Below are 26,085 nucleotides of genomic sequence, written 5' to 3'. Positions count from 1 at the left end.
TATGTATGTAATGAGGTAATACAGTTATGCCAATTCGGGTGCAGGACGAGCTACCGGCCGTCAATTTTTTGCGTGATGAAAACGTCTTCGTTATGACGGCAACGCGCGCGACGACTCAGGAAATCCGCCCGCTGAAGGTGTTAATCCTCAATCTGATGCCCAAGAAGATCGAGACGGAAAACCAGTTTCTTCGTCTGTTATCGAACTCGCCGCTGCAGGTTGATATTCAGCTGCTGCGCATCGACGCGCGTGAATCGCGCAATACGCCGACGGAGCACCTGAATAACTTTTACTGCAACTTTGATGATATCCGCGAGCAGAATTTTGATGGCCTGATTGTCACCGGCGCCCCGCTGGGTCTGGTCGAATTTAACGATGTCGCCTACTGGCCGCAGATCAAACAGGTACTGGAGTGGGCCAAGGATCACGTTACCTCAACGTTATTTGTCTGTTGGGCGGTACAGGCTGCGCTGAATATCCTCTATGGCATCCCTAAGCAGACCCGTACCGAAAAAATCGCCGGCGTTTATGAACATCATATTTTGCATCCGCATGCGCTACTGACTCGCGGATTTGATGATACCTTCCTGGCGCCTCACTCACGTTATGCCGACTTCCCGGCAGGGCTGATTCGCGACTATACCGATCTGGAAATTTTGGCCGAGACAGAAGATGGCGACGCCTATCTATTCGCCAGTAAAGATAAACGTATCGCCTTTGTCACTGGCCATCCTGAATATGATGCCAATACCCTGGCTAGCGAATTCTTCCGCGATCTGGAGGCCGGATTAGATCCGCAACTCCCGGACAATTACTTCCCCAATAACGACCCAAACAACAAACCGCGGGCGAGCTGGCGCAGCCACGGTAATTTGCTATTCGCTAACTGGCTTAACTATTACGTCTACCAGATCACGCCATACGATCTGCGCCATATGAATCCGACGCTGGATTAATCCTCCAGACTGTTCGATCCTAAAGCGTTTCAGCATCTCGTCTCAGGCACCCTCGGGTGCTTTTTTTATTTCCGAAAACCACTTCATCTTCCGTTTAAACTTTAATTTCATTGTTATCAATATGTTGTATGCATATTAAATTAAAAATGGAAATTGTTTTTGATTTTGGAAATTTCTTGAGTAGTCTTAATTGTGTTGAACGAAAAACAGACAACGATCTTTCGTTCGCGCCACTGGGATCAATCAAGAGGAGCTGCACAATGACGCAACAGGCGACAATGATCGATGAACTGGCCTTTAGCCAGCCTTATGGCGAGCAGGAGAAGCAAATTCTGACTCCTGAAGCGGTAGAATTCCTGACCGAACTGGTGAGCCGCTTTACGCCTGAGCGTAATCAACTGCTGGCCGCGCGTGTCCAGCAACAGCAAGCCATTGATGACGGCAAGCTCCCGGGTTTTATTTCGGAAACAGCTTCCATTCGTAATGGAGACTGGAAAATACGCGGTATTCCGGCGGATTTACAGGATCGTCGCGTTGAAATCACCGGCCCGGTTGAGCGCAAAATGGTAATTAACGCTCTGAATGCTAACGTCAAAGTCTTTATGGCGGATTTCGAAGACTCGCTGGCGCCGGATTGGCACAAAGTCATTGATGGGCAAATTAACCTGCGCGATGCGGTCAACGGCACCATCAGCTATACCAACGAAGCCGGGAAAATCTATCAACTGCAGCCTGATCCAGCGGTACTGGTCTGTCGCGTTCGCGGTCTGCATCTGCCGGAAAAACACGTCAGCTGGCGTAATGAGGCGATCCCCGGCAGCCTGTTCGATTTTGCGCTCTATTTCTTCCACAACTATCAGGCGCTGCTGGCGAAAGGAAGCGGCCCTTATTTCTATCTGCCGAAAACTCAAGCCTGGCAAGAAGCGGCGTGGTGGGGCGAAGTCTTCAGCTTCACCGAGGATCGTTTCGCGCTGCCGCGCGGCACCATTAAAGCCACGCTGCTGATTGAAACGCTGCCGGCGGTGTTCCAGATGGATGAGATCCTGCATGCGCTGCGCGACCATATCGTTGGCCTGAACTGTGGGCGCTGGGACTACATCTTCAGCTATATCAAAACATTGAAAAATCACCCCGATCGCGTCCTGCCGGACCGTCAGGTGGTGACGATGGATAAACCGTTCCTCAGCGCCTATTCGCGGCTGTTGATTAAGACCTGTCATAAACGCGGCGCCTTCGCGATGGGCGGTATGGCGGCGTTTATTCCGAGCAAAGATGCCGAACGTAATCGCCAGGTGTTGAATAAAGTCACTGCCGATAAAGAGCTGGAGGCGAACAACGGCCACGACGGCACCTGGATTGCCCATCCGGGCCTGGCGGACACCGCCATGGACATCTTTAACCGGGTGCTGGGCGAACATCCTAACCAACTTTTTGTCACTCGCCATGACGATGCGCCGATGACCGCCGAGCAGCTGCTGGCGCCCTGCGAGGGCGAGCGTACCGAAGCCGGCATGCGCGCCAACATTCGCGTCGCGGTGCAGTACATCGAAGCCTGGATTTCCGGCAACGGTTGTGTGCCGATTTACGGTCTGATGGAAGATGCGGCGACCGCCGAGATTTCGCGAACCTCCATTTGGCAATGGATCCACCACCAGAAAACCCTTAACGACGGCACCCCGGTGACGAAGGCGCTGTTCCGCCAGTGGTTAGCTGAAGAGTTGATGGTGATTCAGGAGGAACTGGGAGAACACCGCTTCAGCCATGGTCGCTTTGACGATGCGGCGCGCCTGATGGAGCAAATCACCACTTCCGATGAGTTGATTGATTTTCTGACATTACCGGGCTACCGCCTGCTGGCTTAATCGCCAGATTGTGTTGTTCGCCATTTAGTCCTTCACCAATGACGCCTGGGAAGCCAGGAAATTATATGGAGCATCTGCACATGAAAACTCGTACCCAACAAATCGAAGAATTAAACAAAGAGTGGACGAACCCGCGCTGGGAAGGCATTACCCGCCCGTACAGTGCGGAAGAGGTGGTGAAGTTACGCGGCTCGGTGAACCCGGAGTGCACGCTGGCGCAGCTTGGCGCGGCGAAAATGTGGCGTCTGCTGCACGGCGAAGCGAAAAAAGGCTACATCAACAGCCTCGGCGCGCTGACCGGCGGCCAAGCGCTGCAACAGGCGAAGGCGGGTATTGAAGCCATCTATTTATCCGGGTGGCAGGTCGCCGCTGACGCCAATCTGGCTTCCAGCATGTACCCGGATCAATCGCTCTATCCGGCCAACTCCGTACCGTCAGTGGTCGATCGGATCAACAATACGTTCCGTCGCGCCGATCAGATCCAGTGGTCGGCTGGGATTGAGCCGAACGATCCGCGCTTTACCGACTATTTCCTGCCGATCGTCGCCGATGCCGAGGCTGGCTTCGGCGGCGTGCTGAACGCGTTTGAACTGATGAAATCGATGATTGCGGCCGGTGCAGCGGCCGTTCACTTCGAAGATCAGCTGGCGTCGGTGAAGAAGTGCGGACATATGGGCGGTAAAGTGCTGGTACCGACGCAAGAGGCGATTCAGAAGCTGGTCGCCGCGCGCCTGGCGGCGGATGTGATGGGCGTGCCGACGTTGCTTATCGCGCGTACCGATGCCGATGCGGCTGACCTGATTACCTCGGATTGCGATCCTTACGATCGCGAGTTTATCTCCGGCGATCGCACCAGCGAAGGTTTCTACCGTACCCATGCCGGTATCGAGCAGGCGATCAGCCGCGGCCTGGCTTACGCGCCTTATGCCGACCTGGTGTGGTGCGAAACATCAAAACCCGACATCGAGCAGGCGCGCCGCTTTGCCGAGGCGATTCACGCCCGTTTCCCGGGCAAACTGCTGGCCTATAACTGTTCGCCATCGTTTAACTGGAAGAAAAACCTCGACGACAAGACCATCGCCAGCTTCCAGCAGCAGTTGTCGGATATGGGTTACAAATTCCAGTTCATCACCCTGGCGGGTATCCACAGTATGTGGTTCAACATGTTTGACCTTGCCCACGCCTACGCCCAGGGAGAAGGTATGCGCCATTATGTTGAGAAAGTGCAGCAGCCGGAGTTCGCCGCCGGGCCGGAAGGGTATACCTTCGTCTCGCACCAGCAGGAAGTGGGGACGGGATATTTCGATAAAGTCACCACCATTATCCAGGGCGGCGCCTCTTCGGTCACGGCGTTAACCGGGTCAACGGAAGAAGAGCAGTTTTGAGTAATGCCCGGTAGCGTCGCGCTTACCGGGCCTACGAAGTGATGTAGGCCGGATAAGCGAACGCGCCATCCGGCATGGCGTTGTGCCGGATGGGAGAAAGCGATGACACGTGGCCTGGAATTACTGATTGCCCAAACCATTTTGCAGGGGTTCGACGCCCAATACGGGCGCTTTCTGGAAGTGACTTCCGGCGCCCAGCAGCGCTTTGAACAGGCTGACTGGCACGCCGTGCAGCAGGCGATGAAACAGCGTATCCACCTCTACGATCACCACGTTGGTCTGGTGGTGGAACAGCTGCGCTGCATTACCGAAGGGAAAAGTACCGACGTTGATTTTCTCCTGCGGGTGAAAGAGCAGTACACCCGATTATTACCGGATTACCCTCGCTTTGAAATTGCGGAGAGCTTTTTCAATTCGGTCTACTGCCGACTGTTCGACCACCGCTCGCTGACTCCCGAGCGGCTCTTTATTTTCAGTTCTCAGCCGGAACGCCGCTTCCGCGCGATTTCTCGCCCGCTGGCGAAGGATTTCTTCCCCGAACGCGGTTGGGAATACCTGATGCATAATCTGCTTTCCGACCTGCCGCTACGCCTGCCGTGGCAAAACAAAGGGCGCGATATCGGTTATATCGTCAGTAGTTTACGTGAAGCGCTCGGCGGCGAGCTACTGTCACAATCGCATCTGCAGGTGGCGAATGAGCTGTTTTATCGCAATAAAGCCGCCTGGCTGGTTGGTAAACTGGTCACGCCGATGGCGACGTTGCCGTTTCTGTTGCCGATACATCGCACTGAGGAGGGCGAGCTGTTTGTCGATGCTTGCCTGACGACCCACGCCGAAGCGAGCATCGTTTTTGGTTTCGCCCGTTCCTATTTTATGGTTTATGCGCCGCTGCCTGCCGCACTGGTCGAGTGGCTGCGCGAGATTCTGCCGGGAAAAACCACCGCTGAACTCTATATGGCGATTGGCTGCCAGAAGCATGCGAAAACCGAAAGCTATCGTGAATATCTGCATTACATCGCCCGCAGCGATGAACAGTTTATTGAAGCGCCGGGCATCCGCGGTATGGTGATGCTGGTCTTCACCTTGCCGGGGTTCGATCGGGTCTTTAAGGTGATCAAAGACCGTTTCGCGCCGCAAAAAGAGATGACTGCCGCCCATGTTCGCGCCTGCTATCAACTGGTGAAAGAGCATGACCGCGTAGGGCGGATGGCGGATACCCAGGAGTTCGAAAATTTCGTCCTGGATAAGCGACAAATAGCGCCAGCGGTGATGGCGCTGCTACAGGCGGAAGCGGGGAACAAACTGACCGACCTCGGCGATCGCATCGTTATCAGCCACTTGTATATTGAACGGCGGATGGTGCCGCTCAATATCTGGCTGGAGCAGGTAGAGGGCCAGGCGCTGCGCGATGCGGTTGAGGAGTACGGCAATGCGATTCGCCAACTGGCGGCCGCCAATATTTTCCCCGGCGACATGCTATTTAAAAACTTCGGCGTGACCCGCCATGGCCGGGTCGTGTTCTACGATTACGATGAAATTTGCTATATGACCGAGGTGAATTTCCGCGCGATTCCGCCGCCGCGTTATCCCGAGGATGAGCTGGCAAGCGAACCCTGGTACAGCGTTTCGCCCGGTGATGTTTTCCCGGAAGAGTTTCGCCACTGGCTGTGCGCCGACCCGCGGATTGGGCCGCTACTCGAAGAGATGCACGCCGATCTACTGCGCGCCGATTACTGGCGCGAACTGCAGACGCGCATTAAAAACGGACATGTGGAGGATGTGTATGCTTACCGCCGCCGCCAGCGTTTCAGCGTGCGCTATGGCTGATGTAGCCCGGCCGAGCGGAGCGACGCCGGGCTACTTAATCTTTCTTTATTTAACCCCGCCGTAAGCTAATGTCACTTCCTTTGCGGCTTTAATCACCAGCGCGCCAAGCTCGGTAACCCGATCGTCGGTCATACGTGAAATCGGCCCGGAAATGGAGATGGCGGCAAACGGCTCGTGGTGTTCATCGTAAATGCAGGAGGCGATGCAGCGCAGCCCCAACGCGTGCTCTTCATCATCGAATGAATAGCCGCGCTTGCGCGTCTGAGCTAAATCTTCTTTCAGATGTACCGGCGAGACCAGGGTCGCGTGGGTGTAGGCATGCAGGCCTTTGCGATGCAGCAGCGTGGTGACCTCCTCCTCGCTCAGTTGCGACAGGAACGCTTTCCCCGCCCCCGAGGCGTGCATTGGCAGCTTGCCGCCAATCGGCGCCGACATGCGCATCAGCTGCGTACATTGCACCTGGTCGATAATAATCGCCTGGTGATCGCTTTTATCCAGCACCGCAAGGTTGACCGTTTCACCGGAATCTTCCATTAGCTGGCGCAGGATAGGATGGACGATGGCCAGCAGGTTGCGGCTTTGCAGGAAACTGCTGCCGACGACAAAAGCGTGCGCGCCGATCGCCCAGTGCCCCAGCTCGCCGACCTGGCGGACAAAGCCGAGCTGCTGCATGGTGGTCAGCAGGCGATGGGTGGTGGAGTTAGGCAGACCTGCCTGCTGAGCCAGTTCGGTAAGCGCGACGCTGCTATGAGATTCAGAAATCCATTCAAGCAGTTTCAGACCGCGGGTGAGCGACTGAACTTGCCCGCTGGCCTGCGCGGCGGGGGCGGCGGCAGCGGGTTTTCTGCCGCGTTTTGCGGGAACCGGGGTAGCCATGATGAACTCCTTTTTTCTGTATCGTGGAAATAATTTTCGTTTTATTTGGCGATAATGCAATCACAACCAGACTGATCGGAGGAGTGAAGTTGAACTTGTCTCATGTTGCAGCGGGTTTCCTTTTCCAGCAGGTCGGTTTATGCCAGTATGGTTTGTTGGCTTTTTGGCCTGAGTTGAGCGCTGTCGGGAGTCTGTGTGAGTAACAAAGTAGAGCAATTACATCAGCAGTTAAGAGAACGAATTCTGGTTCTGGATGGGGGCATGGGCACCATGATCCAGGGCTATCGTCTGAGCGAGCAGGATTTCCGCGGCGAACGCTTCGCTGACTGGCCGTGCGATCTGAAAGGCAATAACGACCTGCTGGTGCTCAGCAAACCCGAGGTCATTCGCGAGATCCACGACGCCTATTTCGCCGCCGGCGCGGACATCATCGAAACCAACACCTTCAACTCGACGACCATTGCGATGGCGGATTACCAGATGGAATCCCTGTCGGCGGAAATCAACTTTGCCGCCGCGAAGCTGGCCCGCGCCAGTGCCGACGCGTGGACTGCGCGTACGCCGGAAAAACCGCGCTACGTGGCGGGCGTGCTCGGGCCGACCAACCGCACCGCGTCTATCTCACCGGACGTCAACGATCCGGCATTCCGCAATATCACCTTCGATCAGCTGGTGGCTGCCTATCGCGAATCAACCAAAGCGTTGGTGGAAGGTGGTTCAGACCTGATCCTGATTGAAACGGTGTTCGATACCCTTAACGCCAAAGCGGCGATTTTCGCGGTGAAAGAAGAATTTGACGCACTGGGCGTCGAGCTGCCGATTATGATTTCCGGCACCATCACCGATGCGTCCGGCCGTACATTATCCGGCCAGACCACTGAAGCCTTCTATAACTCGCTGCGCCATGCTGATGCGCTGACCTTCGGCCTGAACTGCGCGCTGGGGCCGGATGAGCTGCGCCAGTACGTGCAGGAGCTGTCGCGTATCGCCGAATGCTATGTCACCGCGCACCCGAACGCCGGCCTGCCGAACGCTTTCGGCGAATATGATCTGGATGCCGACACCATGGCGGCGCAAATCCGCGAGTGGGCGCAGGCGGGTTTCCTCAACATTGTCGGCGGTTGTTGCGGTACGACCCCGGAACATATTGCCGCCATGAGCCGCGCGGTCGCGGATTTGCCGCCGCGTCAACTGCCAGAGTTGCCGGTCGCCTGTCGCCTGTCGGGCCTTGAGCCGCTGAACATCGGCGACGATAGCCTGTTTGTGAACGTCGGCGAACGTACCAACGTGACCGGCTCCGCTAAATTTAAGCGTTTGATCAAAGAAGAAAAGTACAGCGAAGCGCTGGACGTGGCGCGCCAGCAAGTGGAAAGCGGCGCGCAGATTATCGATATCAACATGGATGAGGGGATGCTCGACGCCGAAGCGGCGATGGTACGTTTCCTCAACCTGATTGCTGGCGAGCCGGATATCGCCCGCGTGCCGATTATGATCGACTCCTCCAAGTGGGAGGTTATCGAAAAAGGGCTTAAGTGCATCCAGGGCAAGGGCATCGTTAACTCCATCTCAATGAAAGAGGGGGTCGAGCTCTTTACCCATCACGCTAAGCTGGTACGCCGCTACGGCGCGGCGATGGTGGTGATGGCCTTTGATGAAGTCGGCCAGGCCGATACCCGCGAGCGCAAAATTGAAATTTGCCGTCGCGCCTACAAAATTCTTACCGAAGACGTTGGCTTCCCGCCGGAAGACATTATCTTCGACCCGAACATCTTTGCCGTCGCGACCGGCATTGAAGAGCACAATAACTATGCTCAGGACTTTATTGGCGCCTGCGAAGACATAAAACGCGAACTGCCGCATGCGCTGATTTCCGGCGGTGTCTCTAACGTCTCGTTCTCCTTCCGCGGTAATGACCCGGTACGTGAAGCTATCCACGCGGTGTTCCTCTACTACGCCATCCGCAATGGCATGGACATGGGGATCGTCAACGCGGGTCAGTTGGCGATTTATGATGACCTGCCGGGCGAGCTGCGCGATGCGGTTGAAGATGTGATCCTCAACCGCCGCGATGACAGCACCGAAAGAATGCTTGAGCTGGCGGAAAAATACCGCGGCAGTAAAGCGGACGACAGCGCCAACGCTCAACAGGCGGAGTGGCGCAGTTGGGAAGTGAAAAAACGCCTCGAATACTCGTTGGTGAAAGGCATTACCGAATTTATCGAGCAGGATACCGAAGAGGCGCGTCAGCAGGCCGACCGTCCGATCGAGGTCATTGAAGGGCCGCTGATGGACGGCATGAACGTGGTCGGTGACCTGTTCGGCGAAGGCAAGATGTTCCTGCCGCAGGTGGTGAAATCGGCCCGCGTGATGAAACAGGCGGTGGCCTACCTTGAGCCGTTCATTGAAGCCAGCAAAGAAAAAGGCTCCAGTAACGGCAAGATGGTGATCGCCACCGTGAAGGGCGATGTCCATGACATCGGTAAGAACATCGTCGGCGTGGTGCTGCAGTGCAACAACTACGAAATTATCGACCTTGGTGTCATGGTGCCAGCGGAAAAAATCCTCAAGACCGCGCGTGAAGAGAACGCCGACCTGATTGGCCTTTCCGGGTTGATCACGCCATCGCTGGACGAGATGGTGAACGTGGCAAAAGAGATGGAGCGTCAGGGCTTTACTATCCCGTTGCTGATTGGCGGGGCGACGACTTCAAAAGCCCACACGGCGGTGAAAATCGAGCAGAATTACAGCGGGCCAACCGTTTATGTACAGAACGCCTCGCGCACCGTCGGGGTGGTTTCATCGTTGCTTTCAGCGACTCAGCACGATGATTTCGTGGCCCGCACGCGTAAAGAGTATGAAACCGTGCGTATCCAGCACGGGCGTAAGAAACCGCGTACGCCGCCGGTTAGCCTCGAGGCGGCGCGGGAAAACGATCTGGCATTCGATTGGGAAAGCTATACCCCGCCGGTCGCCCATCGCCTGGGCGTGCAGGACGTTGAAGCCAGTATCGAAACGCTGCGTAATTACATCGACTGGACACCGTTCTTTATGACCTGGTCGCTGGCGGGTAAATATCCGCGCATTCTGGAAGATGAAGTGGTAGGGGAAGAGGCCCAGCGCCTGTTCAAAGATGCCAACGATCTGCTGGATAAACTCAGCGCCGAGCAAACGCTGAACCCGCGCGGCGTGGTCGGGTTGTTCCCGGCCAACCGTGTTGGCGACGACGTGGAAATTTATCGTGATGAAACCCGCACCCATGTGCTGACGGTCGGCCATCACCTGCGCCAGCAAACCGAAAAGGTTGGCTTCGCTAACTACTGCCTCGCTGATTTTGTCGCGCCGAAGCTGAGCGGCAAGGCGGACTACATCGGCGCCTTTGCGGTGACTGGCGGGCTGGAAGAAGATGCGCTGGCGGAGGCCTATGAGGCGCAGCACGACGACTATAACAAGATCATGGTGAAAGCCATCGCCGACCGTCTGGCGGAAGCCTTCGCCGAGTATCTGCACGAAAAAGTGCGTAAGGTCTACTGGGGTTATGCGGCCAATGAGAACCTCAGTAACGAAGAGTTGATCCGCGAAAATTATCAGGGGATCCGTCCGGCGCCGGGTTATCCGGCCTGCCCGGAACATACCGAGAAGGCGACGATCTGGGAACTGCTGGATGTGGAAAAGCACACCGGCATGAAGCTCACCGAGTCCTATGCGATGTGGCCGGGCGCGTCGGTTTCCGGCTGGTACTTCAGCCATCCGGACAGCAAGTACTTCGCTGTGGCGCAGATCCAGCGCGACCAGGTCGAAGATTACGCGCAACGGAAGGGCATGACGCCTGCGGAAATCGAACGTTGGTTAGCCTCTAACCTTGGCTATGACGCTGACTAAGCCGTGAAAAAATAGCGTTAGCGGTTATCTTTCGTTACAACAAACAAGGCGCACTTTGGGCGCCTTGTCTCTTTATTGAAGTTAACCCCTTATACTGAGGAAAGGTTCAAACCTCAGGAACACCTATAACGATAAGGAGACGCTGATTCTGTGTTAACTCTGCTACACCTACTTTCTGCCGTGGCTCTCTTGGTGTGGGGCACCCATATTGTGCGTACCGGCGTGATGCGCGTCTTTGGCGCGCGCCTGCGTACCGTTCTTAGCAGCAGCGTGGAGAAAAAACCACTCGCCTTCTGCGCGGGGATTGGCGTAACCGCGTTGGTGCAGAGCAGCAACGCCACCACCATGCTGGTGACCTCGTTTGTCGCCCAGGACCTGGTTGCGCTCGCGCCGGCGCTGGTGATGGTGCTGGGCGCGGATGTGGGTACCGCGCTGATGGCGAGGGTGCTGACCTTCGACCTCTCCTGGCTGTCACCGTTACTGATTTTTATTGGCGTGATTTTTTTCCTCGGACGTAAACAGACGCGTGCGGGCCAACTTGGGCGCGTGGGTATCGGCCTTGGGCTTATCTTGTTGGCGCTGGAGCTTATCGTTCAGGCTGTACACCCCATTACCCAGGCCAATGGCGTACAGGTGATTTTCGCCTCGTTGACCGGCGATATCATGCTCGATGCGCTGATTGGCGCGGTGTTCGCCATTGTCAGCTACTCCAGTCTGGCGGCGGTGTTGCTGACTGCGACCTTAACCGGCACTGGGGTGATCTCCTTCCCGGTGGCATTGTGTCTGGTGATCGGCGCCAACCTTGGCTCCGGGTTACTGGCGATGCTCAACAACAGCGGCGCCAACGCGGCGGCGCGGCGGGTTGCGCTTGGTAGCCTGCTGTTTAAGCTGGTGGGCAGCCTGATTATTTTACCGTTCGTGCATGTACTGGCGAATCTCATGCTCAAGTTGCCGCTGGAAGAATCGGAACTGGTTATCTATTTCCACGTCTTCTACAACCTGCTCCGCTGCGTGGCGATGGTGCCATTTGCTGAGCCAATGGCAAACCTGTGTAAGCGCCTGATCCGCGACGAACCGGAGCTGGATAATCACCTGAAGCCGAAGCATCTGGATACCTCGGCGCTGGATACGCCTGCGCTGGCGTTGGCTAATGCCGCTCGTGAAACCCTGCGCATCGGCGATGCCATGGAGCAGATGCTGGAAAGCCTGCGCAAGGTGATGCACGGCGAGCCGCGTGAAGAGAAAGAGCTGCGGCGGATGGCGGACGATATCAACGTGCTTTATACCGCGATCAAACTGTATCTGGCGCGAATGCCGAAAGACGAGCTGGCGGAGGAGGAGTCCCGCCGTTGGGCGGAGATTATCGAAATGTCGCTGAACCTTGAGCAGGCATCCGATATCGTCGAACGGATGGGCAGCGAGATCGCCGATAAATCGCTGGCGGCGCGGCGGGCATTTTCTGTCGAAGGGCTAAAAGAGCTGGATGCGCTATATGCGTTGTTGCTTAGCAACCTGCAGCTGGCGATGTCGGTCTTTTTCTCCAGCGACGTGCCAAGCGCCCGCCGTCTGCGGCGCAATAAGCATCGTTTCCGGATCCTCAACCGCCGTTACTCGCATGCGCACGTTGACCGTTTGCATCAGCAAAACGTACAGAGTATTGAAACCAGTACCCTACATCTGGCGCTGCTGGGCGATATGAAGCGTCTGAACTCGTTATTCTGCGCCGTCGCCTATAGTGTGATGGAGCAGCCGGACGAAGACGACGAGCGGGATGATTATTGAGCCATTCCCGGAGTGGCCTGGCGTTGGGTAACCCGGATAAGGCGCGAGGCGCCGCCATCCGGGAAACGCTCGTCAAACTCGCTTAGAAACGGTGGCCCGCTTCCAGGGTTACCGCTTCTTCCCCCGCTTTAAACAGCAGCGTCGGATTCGGGCCGCCGAGCGTGGCGTGGCCATTGGCGACCTGAATCCAGTTCCCCTCCGGCAAGCCAATGACCGTCAATTCCGGCGCAACGACCAGCAGTTCGCGAATACGTTGTTCGCGAGTCTCGCCCTGATGCCCGGTCGGCAACGCGTTGGTGAAATGCGGGTTAATTTGCAGCGGGAACAGCCCTAAGGCGTCAAAACCCTGCGGATCGACGATCGGCATATCGTTGGTGGTGCGAATGGTCGGGCAAGCGAGGTTAGAACCTGCGCTCCAGCCGATATACAACGCCCCACGTTTGACGACGTCGACAATCGGCGCCAGCAGCCCACGGCTACGGCATTCTTTCAGAAGCTGGAACGTGTTCCCACCGCCGACGATCACCATCTCGGTGCTTTCAATTGCGGCGATAGGGTCAGCGACGCTGTGGATCCCCGTCACGCTCACGCCCATCGGCGCCATGACCGCGGCGGCTTTGGCCGTGTAGTCATCCCAGGTTTGCGTCACCCCGGCGAAGGGGATAAACACCGCCGAGCGGCGGCCATTGATCTGGCTGGCAATCAGCGGCAGCGCGTGTTCCATCCAGGCTTTGCCCGGCAGCGTAGAGTTACTCAGTAGTAGCAGTTCCATCTTTTTTTCCCGTTAATAATAGCATTTGATGTCTGAATTCTATCATCAGCCCGATGTTGAGGCGCTGATATGGCTCACGGTGCAGGTAAGCTGAATGCTATCATCGCGATCAGGAAGCGTAGATGCTAATAACCCCCGGAGACGACCTATGAATAATGAAATACCGCTAAAATATTATGACATCGTGGATGAGTATTCGACGGAATGCGCCGACGCGGTGAAAGAGTCCGAGCGTGATTGTCTGGCGCATTACTTCCAACTGCTGATTACACGTTTAATGAATAACGAGGAGATCAGCGAAGAAGCGCAGCAAGAGATGGCCCGTGAAGCGGGGATTGCCGAATCGCGTATCGACGATATCGCCAATTTCCTCAATCAGTGGGGTAATGAATAGCGCCATCCTTATTTTTTATCGCCAGTAAGGTGAGGTATATTTCGCTGTCAAAGGAGAAACTATGCTGACCGACTCATCTACTCGATTAAATAAATACATCAGCGAAAGCGGGATTTGCTCGCGTCGCGAAGCGGACCGCTTTATTGAACAAGGCAACGTTTTTATCAATGGCAAGCGCGCCACCATTGGCGATCAGGTGAAGCCGGGCGACGTTGTGAAAGTAAACGGTCAGTTGATTGAGCCGCGAGAAGCCGATGACCTGGTGCTGATTGCGTTGAATAAGCCGGTGGGTATTGTCAGCACCACCGAAGATGGCGAGCGCGATAACATTGTGGATTTCGTTAACCACAGCAAGCGTATCTTCCCGATTGGCCGTCTGGATAAAGACTCTCAGGGCTTAATCTTCCTGACCAATCATGGCGATCTGGTGAACAAAATCCTGCGTGCCGGCAACGACCATGAGAAAGAATATCTGGTCACGGTCGATAAGCCGGTCACAGATGAATTCATTCGCGGAATGGGCGCGGGCGTACCGATTCTGGGTACGGTGACGAAGAAGTGTAAGGTGAAGAAAGAGGCGCCGTTCGTCTTCCGTATTACCCTGGTGCAGGGCTTAAACCGTCAGATTCGCCGCATGTGCGAGCACTTCGGTTTCGAAGTCACCAAGCTTGAGCGTACGCGCATTATGAACGTCAGCCTGACGGGTATTCCGCTGGGCGAGTGGCGCGATTTAACCGATGATGAGCTGATCGACCTGTTCAAGCTGATTGAAAACTCGTCTTCCGAAGCGAAACCGAAAGCCAAACCGAAGGCGAAAGCGGCGAGCGCTGGGATCAAGCGCCCGGTAGTGAAGATGGAAAAAACCAGCGATAAAGGCCGCCCGGCCTCGAACGGTAAACGTTTCACCCAGCCGGGGCGTAAAAAGAAAGGCCGCTAACGCCTGCCGCGAGTCGGCGTATTCGCCGACCAGGAAAACGTCGCTTCCTTGTCTACTTTATAAGCCTGCTGCTTTTTCACCTGGCGGGCTTTTTTCGCTTCCGCCTCACGCAGCGCCATCAGCTTATCGATATATTCCTTCTTCACGCTATTGGCTTCCGCATTGCTCAGCGGGCGGCCGTGCGCAATCCGCGCGCGGTCGAGCAGCGTTTTCAGTTCGCGCTGTTCGCGCTCGGTCATCTCTTTTTGTGTAATGCGGGGGAGTGCCATGGTGGTGCCCTCAGTTAGCCGATGACTTCAGTGTACGGTATTGGGATGGGGGTCTTACAGCAATTTCATCACCCGGCAAAATCCCGGAGGCGGTGCTTTGCACCTGTCCGGGCTACCAGACCGCAAACGGCTGTGGATCTGTAGCCCGGTCAGCGCAGCGCCACCGGGAGATTTTCATCAAAGTTACGTTTTATCTGCTCTTTTTTCCTGCCTTACGCAATTCATCCGCAATAACTTTCCCGGACCAGTAACCTGCCAGCAGCGAGCCGGAAAGGTTATGCCAGACCGAGAACAGCGCGCCAGGTAGCGCGGCCAGCGGGCCAAAGTAGATTTTCCCGAGAGCGGCAGCCAGACCGGAGTTCTGCATCCCCACTTCAATCGCCAGCGTGCGGCAGGTAGATTCATCAAAACCGAACAGCCGTCCGCCCCAGTAGCCGCCGAGCAGACCGATGGCGTTATGCAGAATCACCGCCACGATGACCACCAGGCCTACCGACGCGATATGCGATGCGGAACCGGCGACCACGGCGCTGATAATCGCCAGAATGCACAGCATGGAGAACGCGGGCAGGAAGGGTTCTACCGCCTTCACCACTTTTGGTAACAGATGGTGGACAATCAGCCCGAACCCGATAGGGATCACCACGATTTGCAGGATGCTCAGCAGCATACCCATCACATCGACCTGAATGTGCGCATCAACGTACAGGCGCGTCAGCAGCGGGGTTGCGATCACGCCAACCAGCGTGGAGACGGAAGAGATGGTCACCGACAGCGCGACATCGCCTTTCGCCAGATAAATCATGACATTGGATGCCGTGCCGCTGGCGACGCTGCCGACCAGCACCATCCCGGCGGACAGCTCCGGCGGCATATGGAAAAGCAGTGCCAGCAGCCAGGCGGCAAGCGGCATCACCAGGTAGTGCAGAAAAATCCCCGCCGCCACCGGCGCCGGGCGCGACAGTACGCGCTTAAAATCTTCCAGTTTCAGATGGACGCCCATGCCGAACATAATCAGCATCAGCAGGGTGGTGACCCACGGGCCGATGGGGGTAAAGGTGGTTGGCGTGTAATAAGCCAAAACGGAGAGCAGCAGCGCCCAGAGCGGGAACAGCCGGGTGATGACGGAGAGCATGTTGTATTCCTTGCGATGTATGTGTTTTTTGTTGTAGTTAGCCGGGTTCAAGCCCCGATCTATATCTATTGTTTATCGTGTGTAGTGAATGAATTCAAACAAATTATGCTCATGATCCGATGCGTGGGTACATTTCCGATTTTCTTGTGATGCTGATATCCCTCACAAAACGCAGCATTAAGTGTGCTGATGATTAAAGCAAAGTCACTGTATAGGGAATATATGATGAAGTGCGGTAACCGGGCGATCTCCTTTCTTTCTGGCGCTGTTTTATTTTCTTTGTTAGTGGCGTCTGTGCCACTACGAGCGGAACCCATGACAAACGCGCGATATGCGTATTCATTCAAGACGAATCGTAGCGCCTGCATGGCCAGAATAAATAATGTACCGCTGTTAGATAATTTTTCAGCCGGAAGCGGTATGACCACTGCGGGAGGGGATATCACAAGCTTTTCGGCAAATGGAAAAAATATGCTTGAACTGGTAATGGGGGCAATTGATCCGGATAATCCTGAAACGCTATATAAAGAGTCGTGGTGCGAGATAGTCGTGACAAAGGAGACCCGCAATGCCAGTGAAGCGGTTTCCACCATCCGGCTTACCGTTGATAGTGAGAAAAAAGTTGTTGCGTCATCCTCTTCTCACCCTGACGGGGCGGAAAACGAGAGTGCGGTCAGCGAGGTACAATCGCCGGGCGATAAGATCAACGGCCTGGTCGGCGCAGGGCGTCAGATTACGGTTAGTGATATTCCCACGTGGGCCTGGGAACAGGCGCGCCCCGTTACGCCGCAGGATATGTCAGCAATTAAAACCGCATACACAACAATATGGCAGGCAATGAATAATAAAGAAGTAGCGGTATTAAAATCGCTGGCGCAGATTTCGACAAAGGAATTTGGCATAGCGACCGGTTTCCCGCCAGATTTTATTTTTGAAACACTTGGTTTGGCGGAAAAAGTGCAGGACGCCGATCTGACGATGGCACCGCTGGATTGGGAGGGAAAAGAGTTAATTACCTATTGTGACGGCCGTATATTCCGTTTAGCTGCCGGTGTTTATCAAAACTCGCCATTAAAGATGAAGAATAAAGCGGGAAAAATCAAATTTACCTATAACCCCTATTTCGCCATTATTGATGGCAATGTGGTGATTGCCCGCTGAAAGGAAATACCCGGTGAGCATAAATCTCGCCGGGTGAAGACGAATTATTCAAATAAATTCTGATGCAGCTTTTGGACAACCTGCTCAGCATCGGCGCCCGGTACCAGGAAGCACAGATTGTGGCTGGACGCGCCGTAGCAAATCATGCGGATATTGAACGGCTCCAGTACGCCGAATACCTCTTTGCCGACGCCGCAGGCTTTCGATAGCTCGTTGCCGATCAATGCGACCAGCGCCAGGTTTTCTTCCACTTCCACGCGGCACAGCGAAGAGAGTTCGGTCAGCAGCGCCTGAGTCAACAGGCTATCGCCGGCGGAGGTGGAACCGGTGGTGTCCATGGTCAGCGCAATACTCACTTCCGACGTAGTGATCAGGTCGACGGAAATATTATGCCGCGCCAGAATACCGAACACTTCCGCGAGGAAGCCGCGGGAATGCAACATATGCAGGCTGTGCAGGGTCAGCAGTGTCTGACGACGACGCAGCGCTAGCGCGCGGAACAGCGGCGGATTTTCGGTCTTATGACAGACCATTGTGCCGCCGGCCTTAGGTTCTTTACTGGAACCGACAAAGACCGGAATATCGCTACGCACGGCTGGCAGCAACGTTGCCGGATGCAGCACTTTCGCCCCGAAGGTAGCCATCTCCGCCGCTTCGGCGAAGGCGATGACGTCGATACGTTTCGCCGCCGGCGCAACGCGCGGGTCGGTGGTGTAGATCCCCGGTACATCGGTCCAGATATCCACGCGGCTGGCGTTTAGGGCTTCGCCGAGCAGTGCCGCGGTGTAGTCGCTGCCGCCGCGGCCAAGCGTCGTCGTGCGGCCTTTGGCTTCGCTGCCGATAAAGCCCTGGGTAATCACCAGGCCTTCTTCCAGGCGCGGCGCCAGCTGTTGTTGCGTCAGTTCCGCCAGGGCGGCGATATCCGGTTCGGCGCGACCGAAACGATCGCTGGTGCGCATCACTTTGCGTACGTCGAACCACTGCGCCGCGATACCGCGCTCGCGCAGAATCTCAACGAACAGCAATGTGGACATCAGTTCACCGTGGCTCACCAGTTCGTCGGTCAGCGCTTCAGAGCTGGCCAGAGAGGCGGCTTCCGCCAGGGTGGTGATATTTTCCAGCAGGCGTTCGATCTCATCGCGGATAACGTTGGGATAGCGTAAACGCTCCAGAATATTGAACTGGATTTGGCGCATTTCATCGAGCTTAGCGAAACGTTCGGTGGGTTCCAGCCCTGCCGCTAAAGCAACTAAGATATTGGTAACGCCAGCCGATGCGGATAACACCACTACGCGGGTATTCGCATCCAGCAGCGCGACGTCGACGCTACGGTTCATGGCGTCGAAATCGGCCACGCTGGTGCCGCCGAACTTAGCAACAACTAAATCTGTCATAACAACCTCGTGTCAGGGGGCCTGACTTATTAAAACGATTCCTGGAAAACCGCTCCTGGTTCGGGCTGGAAATAACCGGAGCGCGACAAAATGTCTTAATAAGCCAGGCCAAATTAACTCAGCCATGGCACAAGGGAAGAGCGAAAAGTAGGGTGGGCGCAGAGCGATAAACAAACTACGATGTCACCCAGAAGTGCTCCACCTTGTAGACCCGTTTGCCGATGACGCGCATCGGTTCGCGAGTATGAAACGCCCGACTGCGAACGTTTCTGGTGACAACCCAGGGGATTCAGCCCCTGTGGCCGGCGACAGGCTTAACCAGACACCTGTGCGCCTCGGCGTTGCTCCCCCTCACGTATTTTCCCCGGACTGGTTCCTCCAATACGGTTACCTGGGCAACGCACCTCTTCTGGCAATTACTGACGTCTTTCACTATGCCTGGGGGGAGACTGGTCATTATACCCCCCAACGATACCCTTCGCTGTAGCGTGAAATGCGCGAGCAATACATACCTACAATTCCGTAGGCAGCCCAGCTATATAAAGGCTTCCGGGCAGGTATGTCAACGACAGGGTTATGCGGATTTTTCATGCGTCGGCGGATAACAGAAAAAAGCCTAATGATAGCTATAATATGGGAGCGCTTTAGCCTATTCCTGACTCCCGTCATGGGTACAACACAAAAATCATCACAATTTTCTGCCGCTGACGCTACAATCGACCGAAGTCACATTTTTCAAATCAGAAGAGTATTGCTAATGAAAAATATCAACCCAACGCAGACCGCTGCATGGCAGGCATTACAGAAACACTTCGATGAAATGAAAGACGTCACTATCAGCGAGCTTTTCGCCAAAGATAGCGATCGTTTCTCTAAATTCTCCGCCACCTTTGACGATCTGATGCTGGTGGATTTCTCCAAGAACCGCATCACTGAAGAGACGCTGTCTAAGCTGCAGGATCTGGCGAAAGAGACCGATCTGGCAAGCGCGATTAAGTCGATGTTCTCCGGCGAAAAAATTAACCGCACTGAAGACCGCGCGGTCCTGCATGTCGCGCTGCGTAATCGCAGCAACACGCCGATTGTGGTGGATGGCAAAGACGTCATGCCAGAAGTCAACGCGGTGCTGGAAAAGATGAAAGCGTTCTCGGAAGCGATTATCTCCGGCAGCTGGAAAGGCTATACCGGTAAACCGATTACTGACGTGGTGAACATCGGTATCGGCGGCTCTGACCTCGGCCCATTCATGGTGACCGAAGCGCTGCGCCCATACAAAAACCACCTCAACATGCACTTCGTTTCTAACGTTGACGGTACCCACATCGCGGAAGTGTTGAAAGCGGTCAACCCGGAAACCACGCTGTTCCTGGTCGCCTCCAAGACTTTCACCACCCAGGAAACCATGACTAACGCCCACAGCGCGCGCGACTGGTTCCTGGCGACCGCTGGCGACGAGAAACACGTGGCGAAACACTTCGCGGCGCTCTCCACCAACGGTAAAGCGGTCGGCGAATTCGGTATCGACACCGCCAACATGTTCGAATTCTGGGACTGGGTCGGCGGCCGTTACTCCCTGTGGTCCGCCATCGGCCTGTCTATCATTCTGTCCGTCGGCTTCGACAACTTCGTACAGCTGCTGTCCGGCGCTCACGCGATGGATAAACACTTCTCCACCACGCCGGCCGAGAAGAACCTGCCGGTACTGCTGGCGCTGATTGGTATCTGGTACAACGATTTCTTCGGCGCGGAAACCGAAGCGATTCTGCCGTACGATCAGTACATGCACCGCTTTGCCGCTTACTTCCAGCAGGGCAACATGGAATCCAACGGTAAGTATGTTGACCGTAACGGCAACGTCGTGGATTACCAGACTGGCCCGATCATCTGGGGCGAGCCGGGTACGAACGGCCAGCATGCGTTCTATCAGCTGATCCACCAGGGCACCAAAATGGTACCGTGCGATTTCATCGCCCCGGCTATCACTCATAACCCGCTGTCTGATCATCATCCGAAGCTGCTGTCTAACTTCTTCGCCCAGACTGAGGCGCTGGCCTTTGGTAAATCCCGTGAAGTGGTTGAGCAGGAATATCTCGATCAGGGTAAAGATCCGGCGCAGCTTGAGCACGTCGTGCCGTTCAAAGTGTTTGAAGGCAACCGTCCGACCAACTCCATCCTGCTGCGTGAAATCACCCCGTTCAGCCTGGGCGCATTGATCGCGCTGTACGAGCACAAAATCTTCACCCAGGGCGCGATCCTTAACATCTTCACCTTTGACCAGTGGGGCGTTGAGCTGGGTAAACAGCTGGCTAACCGTATCCTGCCGGAACTGAAAGATGGCGCGGATGTGAGCAGCCACGACAGCTCCACCAACGGTCTGATTAACCGTTATAAAGCCTGGCGCGCATAAGTATTAGCGCAGCGAAGCCTGAATGCCGACCGTTTGGTCGGCATTTCTATTTATAATCGCCGCAGCAGTCGGCGCAAACAATATCGTTATTGGCGGCTGCGCCCATGGCAGCGGTTGAGGCGGCACAGAGTGCAGGAAGGTGCGTATAACGAGAATGAACTGAGATTTTATTGAGATAGAATTGAGATAAAATTCGCGCTAACTAATAAGGTCTGCAGAAAAATATTATCTTCTGACGGTTTTAGAGACACAACTGTGTTAAATGGTTAATTCATTGAACTGCATTGGTTTAATCTTAAAATCTTTATATATAAGTTGGGATTTGGTTAACCTGCTCACTGCTTTTTTAGAAGTATAATTTTCTCTTTTTCGTATTTAATGCGTTGAAGCCTCTGTTGAGACACAAAGCTTAAGTAGATCTGGGTCACACTTTTGCGCTATACAGATCAATAACGTTTCTGCATTAGAGGTATCACTATGCCGTCGGTATATCGTCCGCTGGTTAATTTTATCGCGAAGGCCATGCAGGCTGTGCTGAACCTGGCGCTGCTGTGTCTGGGGATTATTCTGGTGGTCTTCCTGGGAAAGGAAACTCTGGATCTGGCGCATGTGCTGTTTACGCCAGATCCGGTCAGTAAGTACAAACTGGTTGAGGGACTGGTGGTCTATTTTCTCTACTTTGAGTTTATCGCACTGATCGTGAAGTATTTTGAGTCAGGCTTCCACTTCCCGCTACGCTATTTTGTCTATATCGGTATCACCGCGATAGTGCGTTTGATTATCGTCGATCACGAGTCGCCGATGGCGGTACTGATCTACTCTGCGGCGATCCTCATTCTGGTGATCACCTTGTGGCTGTGTAATTCCAACCGTCTGAAACGCGAATAAAAAAAGCGGCCTCCAGGGCCGCTTGACCGACAGTCACAAATTAAATTTATGTAGGGTCCAGTAGAGGATTGCAGTGGCATTTGCCCTACTTTTTCAGGGAGAGGCGGGGTGCCGTACCCGGTTGGGGTCGTGTACCGCATCCCACCCTCGCTGAAATTTGGGGCTGATAAAACAAGGGTATAACGTGATGAAACTTAACCTTTCACCCCGCCTGCCGTCAGTCCATTGACCAACCAGCGCTGAGCCAGCAGGAAGACCACGGTAATCGGAATCGCCGACAGCACCGCCGCGGCGGCAAAGTCGCCCCACAGGTAGTTCTGCGGGTTGAGATACTGCTGCATCCCGACCGCCAGGGTATAGCTGTTCACATCGCGCAACAGCAGCGAGGCTACCGGTACTTCGGTAATCGCGGCGATGAACGACAGAATAAACACCACCGCCAGAATCGGTACCGACAACGGCAGCAGCACCAGACGGAAAGCCTGCCACGGCGTGGCGCCATCCAGCGCGGCCGCTTCTTCCAGCGAACCATCGATGGTTTCGAAATAGCCTTTAATCGTCCATACATGCAGCGCAATGCCGCCCATGTAGGCGAAGATCACCCCGCCGTGGGTGTTAAGACCGACGAACGGAATATACTGACCGAGACGATCAAACAAGGCATACAGCGCCACCAGCGACAGCACCGCCGGGAACATCTGGAAAATCAGCATCCCTTTGAGCAGCGTCGCTTTACCCGGGAAGCGCATACGGGCGAAAGCATAAGCGCAGGTGGTGGAGAGGGCGACGATCCCGATCGCGGTAATCCCGGCGACCTTAATCGAGTTCCACAGCCACAGCAGGACCGGGAACGGCGGCGGCGTCACGCGGCCATCCGCATGTTCGACGCTGAAGCCTAAAGCCAACCGCCAGTGCTCCCAGGAGATGGTATCCGGGATCAGACTGCCGGTCGCGAAGTTACCCTCGCGCAGCGAGATGGCGATAACCATCAGCAGCGGGAACATAATCGCGGCGATGAAAATCAGCAGCAGCAGGTGCGTAGTGAAGAGACGCAGCTTCTGCGATTTGGGTTGGACCATAGCCATAATCGTTATCTCCCTTAATCAAACTTCATGCGCGTGGCTTTCAGGTTCACAATCGCTAACGCGCCAACCAGCAGGAAGATAAGCGTCGCGATAGCCGCCGCCAGGCCGAAGTCCTGACCGCCGCCGCCTTCAAAGGCGATGCGATAGGTGTAGCTCACCAGCAAGTCGGTATAACCGGCTGGGGTGGTGGTGCCGAGGCGATCCGGGCCGCCGTTGGTCAACAGCTGAATCAGCACGAAGTTGTTAAAGTTAAAGGCGAAACTGGCGATCATCAGCGGCGTGAGCGGTTTGATCAGCAGCGGCAACGTAATCTTAAAGAAGTTCTGGAATGGACCGGCGCCATCCATCGCCGACGCTTCGTACAGATCGTCAGGAATTGCCTTCAGCAGACCCATGCACAGGATCATCATGTACGGATAGCCCAGCCAGGTGTTGACGATGATAATCATCGTGCGCGCGGTGGTCGGGTCGCTAAACCAGGCTGGCTTAATGCCGAACAGCGCGCTCAACATCATGTTGATCTCGCCAAAACTCTGGTTAAACAGCCCTTTGAAAATCAGTATTGAGATAAACGACGGCACCGCATATGGCAGAATCAACAGCACGCGGTAAATCGCTTTACCCTTCAGCGCTTCCCACTGTACCAGGCATGCCAGCACCATTCCCACGGCGACGGTCAAAATCACCGTCAGTATCGAGAAGACTACGGTCCAGACGAAAATGGCGAAGAACGGTTTCTGAATGCCTTCGTCCTGGAAGACGCGGGTGAAGTTATCCCAGCCGATGGTCACGGTATAACCCGGACTCAACTTCTCATTGCCCCAGCTGCCGTCGGCATTAACGGATTGATAAAAGCCGACGTCGGCGTTCGGACGATATTTCACGCCGCTTTGGTTATTGGTGAGCGTGCCGTCGTTGGCCAGCGCGTACAGCGGCTGGGTGCCGGAGAACTGGCGCAGCGAACTCATGATTACTTTGCTTTCATCCGGCAGTATGGCGGTGAGTTGGTTCAGCGCGGCGCGGTTCTGGGTGATAACGCGTAAATTCGCGCGTTCGCCTGCCGGCAGGGCATCCGCCTCTTTTAACGCCAGTTTCTGCTCGCCGCCAAACTGGAAGGCATCAGAAAGATAGTTTTTGCCGCTCTCGCCGTCGGTCAGCGCTAGTTTCCACTCATTGCCCGCCGGATAGAGCGAGAAGTTATAGGATTTTCCGGCCTGGAAAGAACGGTCCATCAGCACCTGCTGCGCACGCTCGAAGGTCAGCTGGTTGGTGCTGCTGTAGTTGGTGAAGGCGATAGCGATGGTGCAGATCAGTGGGAACAGAACAAACAGTCCCATTCCGGCGAGACCCGGATAAACATAGCGCCAGGCATAAGCCTTGCGGTTAGAAAAAATATACAGGCCAACTGAGCTTAAAATCAGCGTCATGATGGCAAACAGGTACTCCCCCTGGGCGTACATTAAAACAACAAGGTAACCCACCAGCAGGCACAGCAAACCCATCACAGACCATGTGAGTGGCGGGCTTTGCCACCAGTGTTTCTTTTTAACGGCATCCATGGGGATCTTCCTCTTTACACTTTATCCTTCGCGCTACCTCTTTGTTGGCTGCGGATGCGCACCCCAGTCACTTACTTATGTAAGCTCCTGGGGATTTGCATCCTTGCCGCCTCGATGTAACGCGAATGATTCGTGTAACAACGTATTCAATAAACCTTATTTCCTAAGAAATAAGGGAAACCGTATTACTTGGTAATACGTCCCTGCGCATCCTTCAGCGCGGCGTCGACGGTTTGACGGCCGCTAGCGGCGTTGATAACCGCGGTACGAACGGCATACCAGAACGCAGACATTTGCGGGATATTCGGCATGATTTCACCTTTCTGCGCGTTTGCCATGGTGGCGGCAATGCGCGGATCTTTCTCCAGTTTCTCCTGGAAGGATTTCAGTGCAACGGCGCCCAGCGGCTTATCGTTGTTGACTGACTCCAGGCCCTGATCGGTCATCAGGTAGTTTTCGAGGAACTCTTTCGCCAGTTCTTTATTCGGGCTGGCGGCGTTAATACCGGCGCTCAGTACGCCAACGAACGGCTTAGATGGTTTGCCTTTGAAGCTTGGCAACAGAGTGACACCGTAGTTGATCTTGCTTTTATCAATGTTCGACCACGCCCACGGACCGTTGATGGTCATCGCAGTTTCGCCTTTGTTGAACGCAGCTTCCGCGATGGAGTAGTCGGTGTCGGCGTTCATGTGTTTATTCTTGATAAGGTCGACCAGGAAGCTCAGACCGGCTTTCGCCCCGGCGTTATCGACGCCGACGTTTTTCACGTCGTATTTGCCATTTTCAAACTTGAACGCGTAGCCGCCGTCTGCCGCGATCAGCGGCCAGGTGAAGTACGGTTCTTGCAGGTTGAACATCAGCGCGCTCTTACCTTTCGCCTTCAGCGTCTTATCCAGCGCCGGGATCTCTTCCCAGGTTTTCGGCGGGTTCGGTAACAAATCTTTGTTATAAATCAGCGACAGCGCTTCAACCGCGACCGGGTAGGCGATCAGCTTACCGTTGTAGCGTACGGCGTCCCAGGTGAACGGATAGAGTTTGTCCTGGAAGGCTTTATCCGGGGTAATTTCCGCCAGCAAGCCGGACTGTGCATAGCCGCCGAAACGGTCATGCGCCCAGAAGATGATATCCGGGCCGTCGCCGGTCGCCGCAACCTGCGGGAACTTCTCTTCCAGCTTATCCGGGTGCTCTACGGAAACTTTAATGCCGGTATCTTTTTCAAACTTTTTACCCACTTCAGCGAGGCCGTTATAGCCTTTGTCGCCGTTAATCCAGATAACCAGCTTACCTTCTTCAATCTTTGCGAGGGCAGAGGCGGAAAACATCATCGTCGTCAATGCAGACAGCGCGAGGATGCGAGCGCCAGTTTTGATTTTCATATACCCGTCCTATTTGGTGATGTGCTCGTGGATACACTTGAGTGGTTTAACGCTGATGAGTTTCCTTTTTTAACAACCTCTTTCCATCCTCCCCATGTCTACGCCCCAGCCGCCGTTTGTGTGATCTGCTTTGCAGAAACG

19 protein-coding genes, 1 pseudogene and 1 riboswitch are annotated in these 26,085 nt (G+C 55.1%); of the genes and pseudogenes, 11 read left to right on the top strand and 9 right to left on the bottom strand.

Annotated elements, in window-relative coordinates; translation table 11 throughout:
* Positions 1–26: 26 nt before the first annotated feature.
* The 4 genes from metA (at position 27) to aceK (ending at position 6,030) form a co-directional block, all read left to right on the top strand.
* Entirely contained in the window at positions 27–956 is a 930-nt protein-coding gene (gene metA, locus PYR66_22090) for a homoserine O-succinyltransferase (protein WEF27930.1), read from the top strand.
* Between the two features lie 260 nt (positions 957–1,216).
* Positions 1,217–2,818, top strand: coding sequence for a malate synthase A (gene aceB / locus PYR66_22085; GenBank protein ID WEF27929.1), 1,602 nt, complete (start codon positions 1,217–1,219; stop codon positions 2,816–2,818).
* Positions 2,819–2,898: 80 nt separating this feature from the next.
* Positions 2,899–4,203: an isocitrate lyase gene (gene aceA / locus PYR66_22080; GenBank protein WEF27928.1), complete on the top strand. Its 1,305-nt coding sequence runs from the start codon at positions 2,899–2,901 to the stop codon at positions 4,201–4,203.
* 102 nt (positions 4,204–4,305) lie between these two features.
* Positions 4,306–6,030: a bifunctional isocitrate dehydrogenase kinase/phosphatase gene (aceK, locus tag PYR66_22075; GenBank protein WEF27927.1), complete on the top strand. Its 1,725-nt coding sequence runs from the start codon at positions 4,306–4,308 to the stop codon at positions 6,028–6,030.
* A gap of 45 nt (positions 6,031–6,075) precedes the next feature.
* Here the strand turns inward: aceK and iclR are convergent, their stop codons facing one another.
* A complete protein-coding gene (gene iclR / locus PYR66_22070; protein ID WEF27926.1) occupies positions 6,076–6,906 on the bottom strand; it encodes a glyoxylate bypass operon transcriptional repressor IclR in 831 nt (276 codons plus the stop codon).
* A 195-nt stretch (positions 6,907–7,101) separates the two neighbouring features.
* Between iclR and metH the strand changes: the two genes are divergently transcribed.
* A complete protein-coding gene (metH, locus tag PYR66_22065) occupies positions 7,102–10,785 on the top strand; it encodes a methionine synthase (protein WEF27925.1) in 3,684 nt (1,227 codons plus the stop codon).
* Between the two features lie 150 nt (positions 10,786–10,935).
* A complete protein-coding gene (locus PYR66_22060) occupies positions 10,936–12,567 on the top strand; it encodes a Na/Pi cotransporter family protein (protein ID WEF27924.1) in 1,632 nt (543 codons plus the stop codon).
* An 82-nt stretch (positions 12,568–12,649) separates the two neighbouring features.
* On the opposite strand, the gene pepE is transcribed toward PYR66_22060, so the two are convergent.
* Entirely contained in the window at positions 12,650–13,339 is a 690-nt protein-coding gene (gene pepE, locus PYR66_22055; GenBank protein WEF27923.1) for a dipeptidase PepE, read from the bottom strand.
* A gap of 148 nt (positions 13,340–13,487) precedes the next feature.
* On the opposite strand from pepE, the gene PYR66_22050 reads away from it, so the two are divergent.
* A complete protein-coding gene (locus tag PYR66_22050; GenBank protein ID WEF27922.1) occupies positions 13,488–13,733 on the top strand; it encodes a YmjA family protein in 246 nt (81 codons plus the stop codon).
* 61 nt (positions 13,734–13,794) lie between these two features.
* Positions 13,795–14,670 (top strand): 23S rRNA pseudouridine(2604) synthase RluF, encoded by an 876-nt coding sequence (rluF, locus tag PYR66_22045; GenBank protein ID WEF27921.1) that lies wholly within the window; start codon positions 13,795–13,797, stop codon positions 14,668–14,670.
* On the opposite strand, the gene PYR66_22040 is transcribed toward rluF, so the two are convergent.
* A complete protein-coding gene (locus PYR66_22040; GenBank protein ID WEF27920.1) occupies positions 14,667–14,939 on the bottom strand; it encodes a DUF3811 domain-containing protein in 273 nt (90 codons plus the stop codon). The two genes, rluF and PYR66_22040, sit on opposite strands and share 4 nt — an antisense overlap.
* Before the next feature lie 190 nt (positions 14,940–15,129).
* Positions 15,130–16,074, bottom strand: a complete 945-nt coding sequence (panS, locus tag PYR66_22035; GenBank protein ID WEF27919.1) for a ketopantoate/pantoate/pantothenate transporter PanS — start codon at positions 16,072–16,074, stop codon at positions 15,130–15,132.
* A 189-nt stretch (positions 16,075–16,263) separates the two neighbouring features.
* Here panS and PYR66_22030 point away from each other — a divergent pair, with 189 nt between their 5' ends.
* Positions 16,264–17,235 carry a hypothetical protein gene (locus PYR66_22030; protein ID WEF30523.1) on the top strand — a complete coding sequence of 324 codons (972 nt, stop codon included), beginning with the start codon at positions 16,264–16,266 and terminating at the stop codon, positions 17,233–17,235.
* Between the two features lie 44 nt (positions 17,236–17,279).
* Here PYR66_22030 and lysC read toward each other — a convergent pair whose 3' ends face one another.
* Positions 17,280–18,629 carry a lysine-sensitive aspartokinase 3 gene (gene lysC, locus PYR66_22025; protein WEF27918.1) on the bottom strand — a complete coding sequence of 450 codons (1,350 nt, stop codon included), beginning with the start codon at positions 18,627–18,629 and terminating at the stop codon, positions 17,280–17,282.
* Positions 18,630–18,812: 183 nt separating this feature from the next.
* A riboswitch (Lysine riboswitch) is annotated at positions 18,813–19,046 on the bottom strand.
* A 340-nt stretch (positions 19,047–19,386) separates the two neighbouring features.
* Between lysC and pgi the strand changes: the two genes are divergently transcribed.
* Positions 19,387–21,036, top strand: a complete 1,650-nt coding sequence (pgi, locus tag PYR66_22020; GenBank protein WEF27917.1) for a glucose-6-phosphate isomerase — start codon at positions 19,387–19,389, stop codon at positions 21,034–21,036.
* A gap of 91 nt (positions 21,037–21,127) precedes the next feature.
* Here the strand turns inward: pgi and PYR66_22015 are convergent.
* Positions 21,128–21,238: pseudogene (locus PYR66_22015) on the bottom strand (hypothetical protein).
* Positions 21,239–21,513: 275 nt separating this feature from the next.
* Between PYR66_22015 and psiE the strand changes: the two are divergent.
* Positions 21,514–21,924: a phosphate-starvation-inducible protein PsiE gene (gene psiE, locus PYR66_22010; protein WEF27916.1), complete on the top strand. Its 411-nt coding sequence runs from the start codon at positions 21,514–21,516 to the stop codon at positions 21,922–21,924.
* A 194-nt stretch (positions 21,925–22,118) separates the two neighbouring features.
* Here the strand turns inward: psiE and malG are convergent, their stop codons facing one another.
* The 3 genes from malG to malE form a co-directional block, all read right to left on the bottom strand.
* On the bottom strand, positions 22,119–23,009 hold the full coding sequence (gene malG, locus PYR66_22005) for a maltose ABC transporter permease MalG (GenBank protein WEF27915.1): 891 nt from the start codon (positions 23,007–23,009) through the stop codon (positions 22,119–22,121).
* Between the two features lie 14 nt (positions 23,010–23,023).
* On the bottom strand, positions 23,024–24,568 hold the full coding sequence (gene malF, locus PYR66_22000) for a maltose ABC transporter permease MalF (protein WEF27914.1): 1,545 nt from the start codon (positions 24,566–24,568) through the stop codon (positions 23,024–23,026).
* Positions 24,569–24,753: 185 nt separating this feature from the next.
* Positions 24,754–25,944: a maltose/maltodextrin ABC transporter substrate-binding protein MalE gene (gene malE / locus PYR66_21995; GenBank protein WEF27913.1), complete on the bottom strand. Its 1,191-nt coding sequence runs from the start codon at positions 25,942–25,944 to the stop codon at positions 24,754–24,756.
* Positions 25,945–26,085: the final 141 nt, after the last annotated feature.

The organism is Klebsiella aerogenes, from assembly GCA_029027985.1.
In the GTDB taxonomy this organism is placed as follows: domain Bacteria; phylum Pseudomonadota; class Gammaproteobacteria; order Enterobacterales; family Enterobacteriaceae; genus Klebsiella; species Klebsiella aerogenes_A.
The sequence above is the reverse complement of the archived record's forward strand: the minus strand, read 5'-3'. Positions and strand labels throughout refer to the sequence as shown.

Coding starts and splice junctions, on each gene's coding strand:
- metA (WEF27930.1), top strand. CDS start 27: ATGCCAATTCGGGTGCAGGACGAGCTACCGGCCGTCAATTTTTTGCGT.
- aceB (WEF27929.1), top strand. CDS start 1,217: ATGACGCAACAGGCGACAATGATCGATGAACTGGCCTTTAGCCAGCCT.
- aceA (WEF27928.1), top strand. CDS start 2,899: ATGAAAACTCGTACCCAACAAATCGAAGAATTAAACAAAGAGTGGACG.
- aceK (WEF27927.1), top strand. CDS start 4,306: ATGACACGTGGCCTGGAATTACTGATTGCCCAAACCATTTTGCAGGGG.
- iclR (WEF27926.1), bottom strand. CDS start 6,906: ATGGCTACCCCGGTTCCCGCAAAACGCGGCAGAAAACCCGCTGCCGCC.
- pepE (WEF27923.1), bottom strand. CDS start 13,339: ATGGAACTGCTACTACTGAGTAACTCTACGCTGCCGGGCAAAGCCTGG.
- PYR66_22050 (WEF27922.1), top strand. CDS start 13,488: ATGAATAATGAAATACCGCTAAAATATTATGACATCGTGGATGAGTAT.
- rluF (WEF27921.1), top strand. CDS start 13,795: ATGCTGACCGACTCATCTACTCGATTAAATAAATACATCAGCGAAAGC.
- PYR66_22040 (WEF27920.1), bottom strand. CDS start 14,939: ATGGCACTCCCCCGCATTACACAAAAAGAGATGACCGAGCGCGAACAG.
- panS (WEF27919.1), bottom strand. CDS start 16,074: ATGCTCTCCGTCATCACCCGGCTGTTCCCGCTCTGGGCGCTGCTGCTC.
- PYR66_22030 (WEF30523.1), top strand. CDS start 16,264: ATGATTAAAGCAAAGTCACTGTATAGGGAATATATGATGAAGTGCGGT.
- lysC (WEF27918.1), bottom strand. CDS start 18,629: ATGACAGATTTAGTTGTTGCTAAGTTCGGCGGCACCAGCGTGGCCGAT.
- pgi (WEF27917.1), top strand. CDS start 19,387: ATGAAAAATATCAACCCAACGCAGACCGCTGCATGGCAGGCATTACAG.
- psiE (WEF27916.1), top strand. CDS start 21,514: ATGCCGTCGGTATATCGTCCGCTGGTTAATTTTATCGCGAAGGCCATG.
- malG (WEF27915.1), bottom strand. CDS start 23,009: ATGGCTATGGTCCAACCCAAATCGCAGAAGCTGCGTCTCTTCACTACG.
- malF (WEF27914.1), bottom strand. CDS start 24,568: ATGGATGCCGTTAAAAAGAAACACTGGTGGCAAAGCCCGCCACTCACA.
- malE (WEF27913.1), bottom strand. CDS start 25,944: ATGAAAATCAAAACTGGCGCTCGCATCCTCGCGCTGTCTGCATTGACG.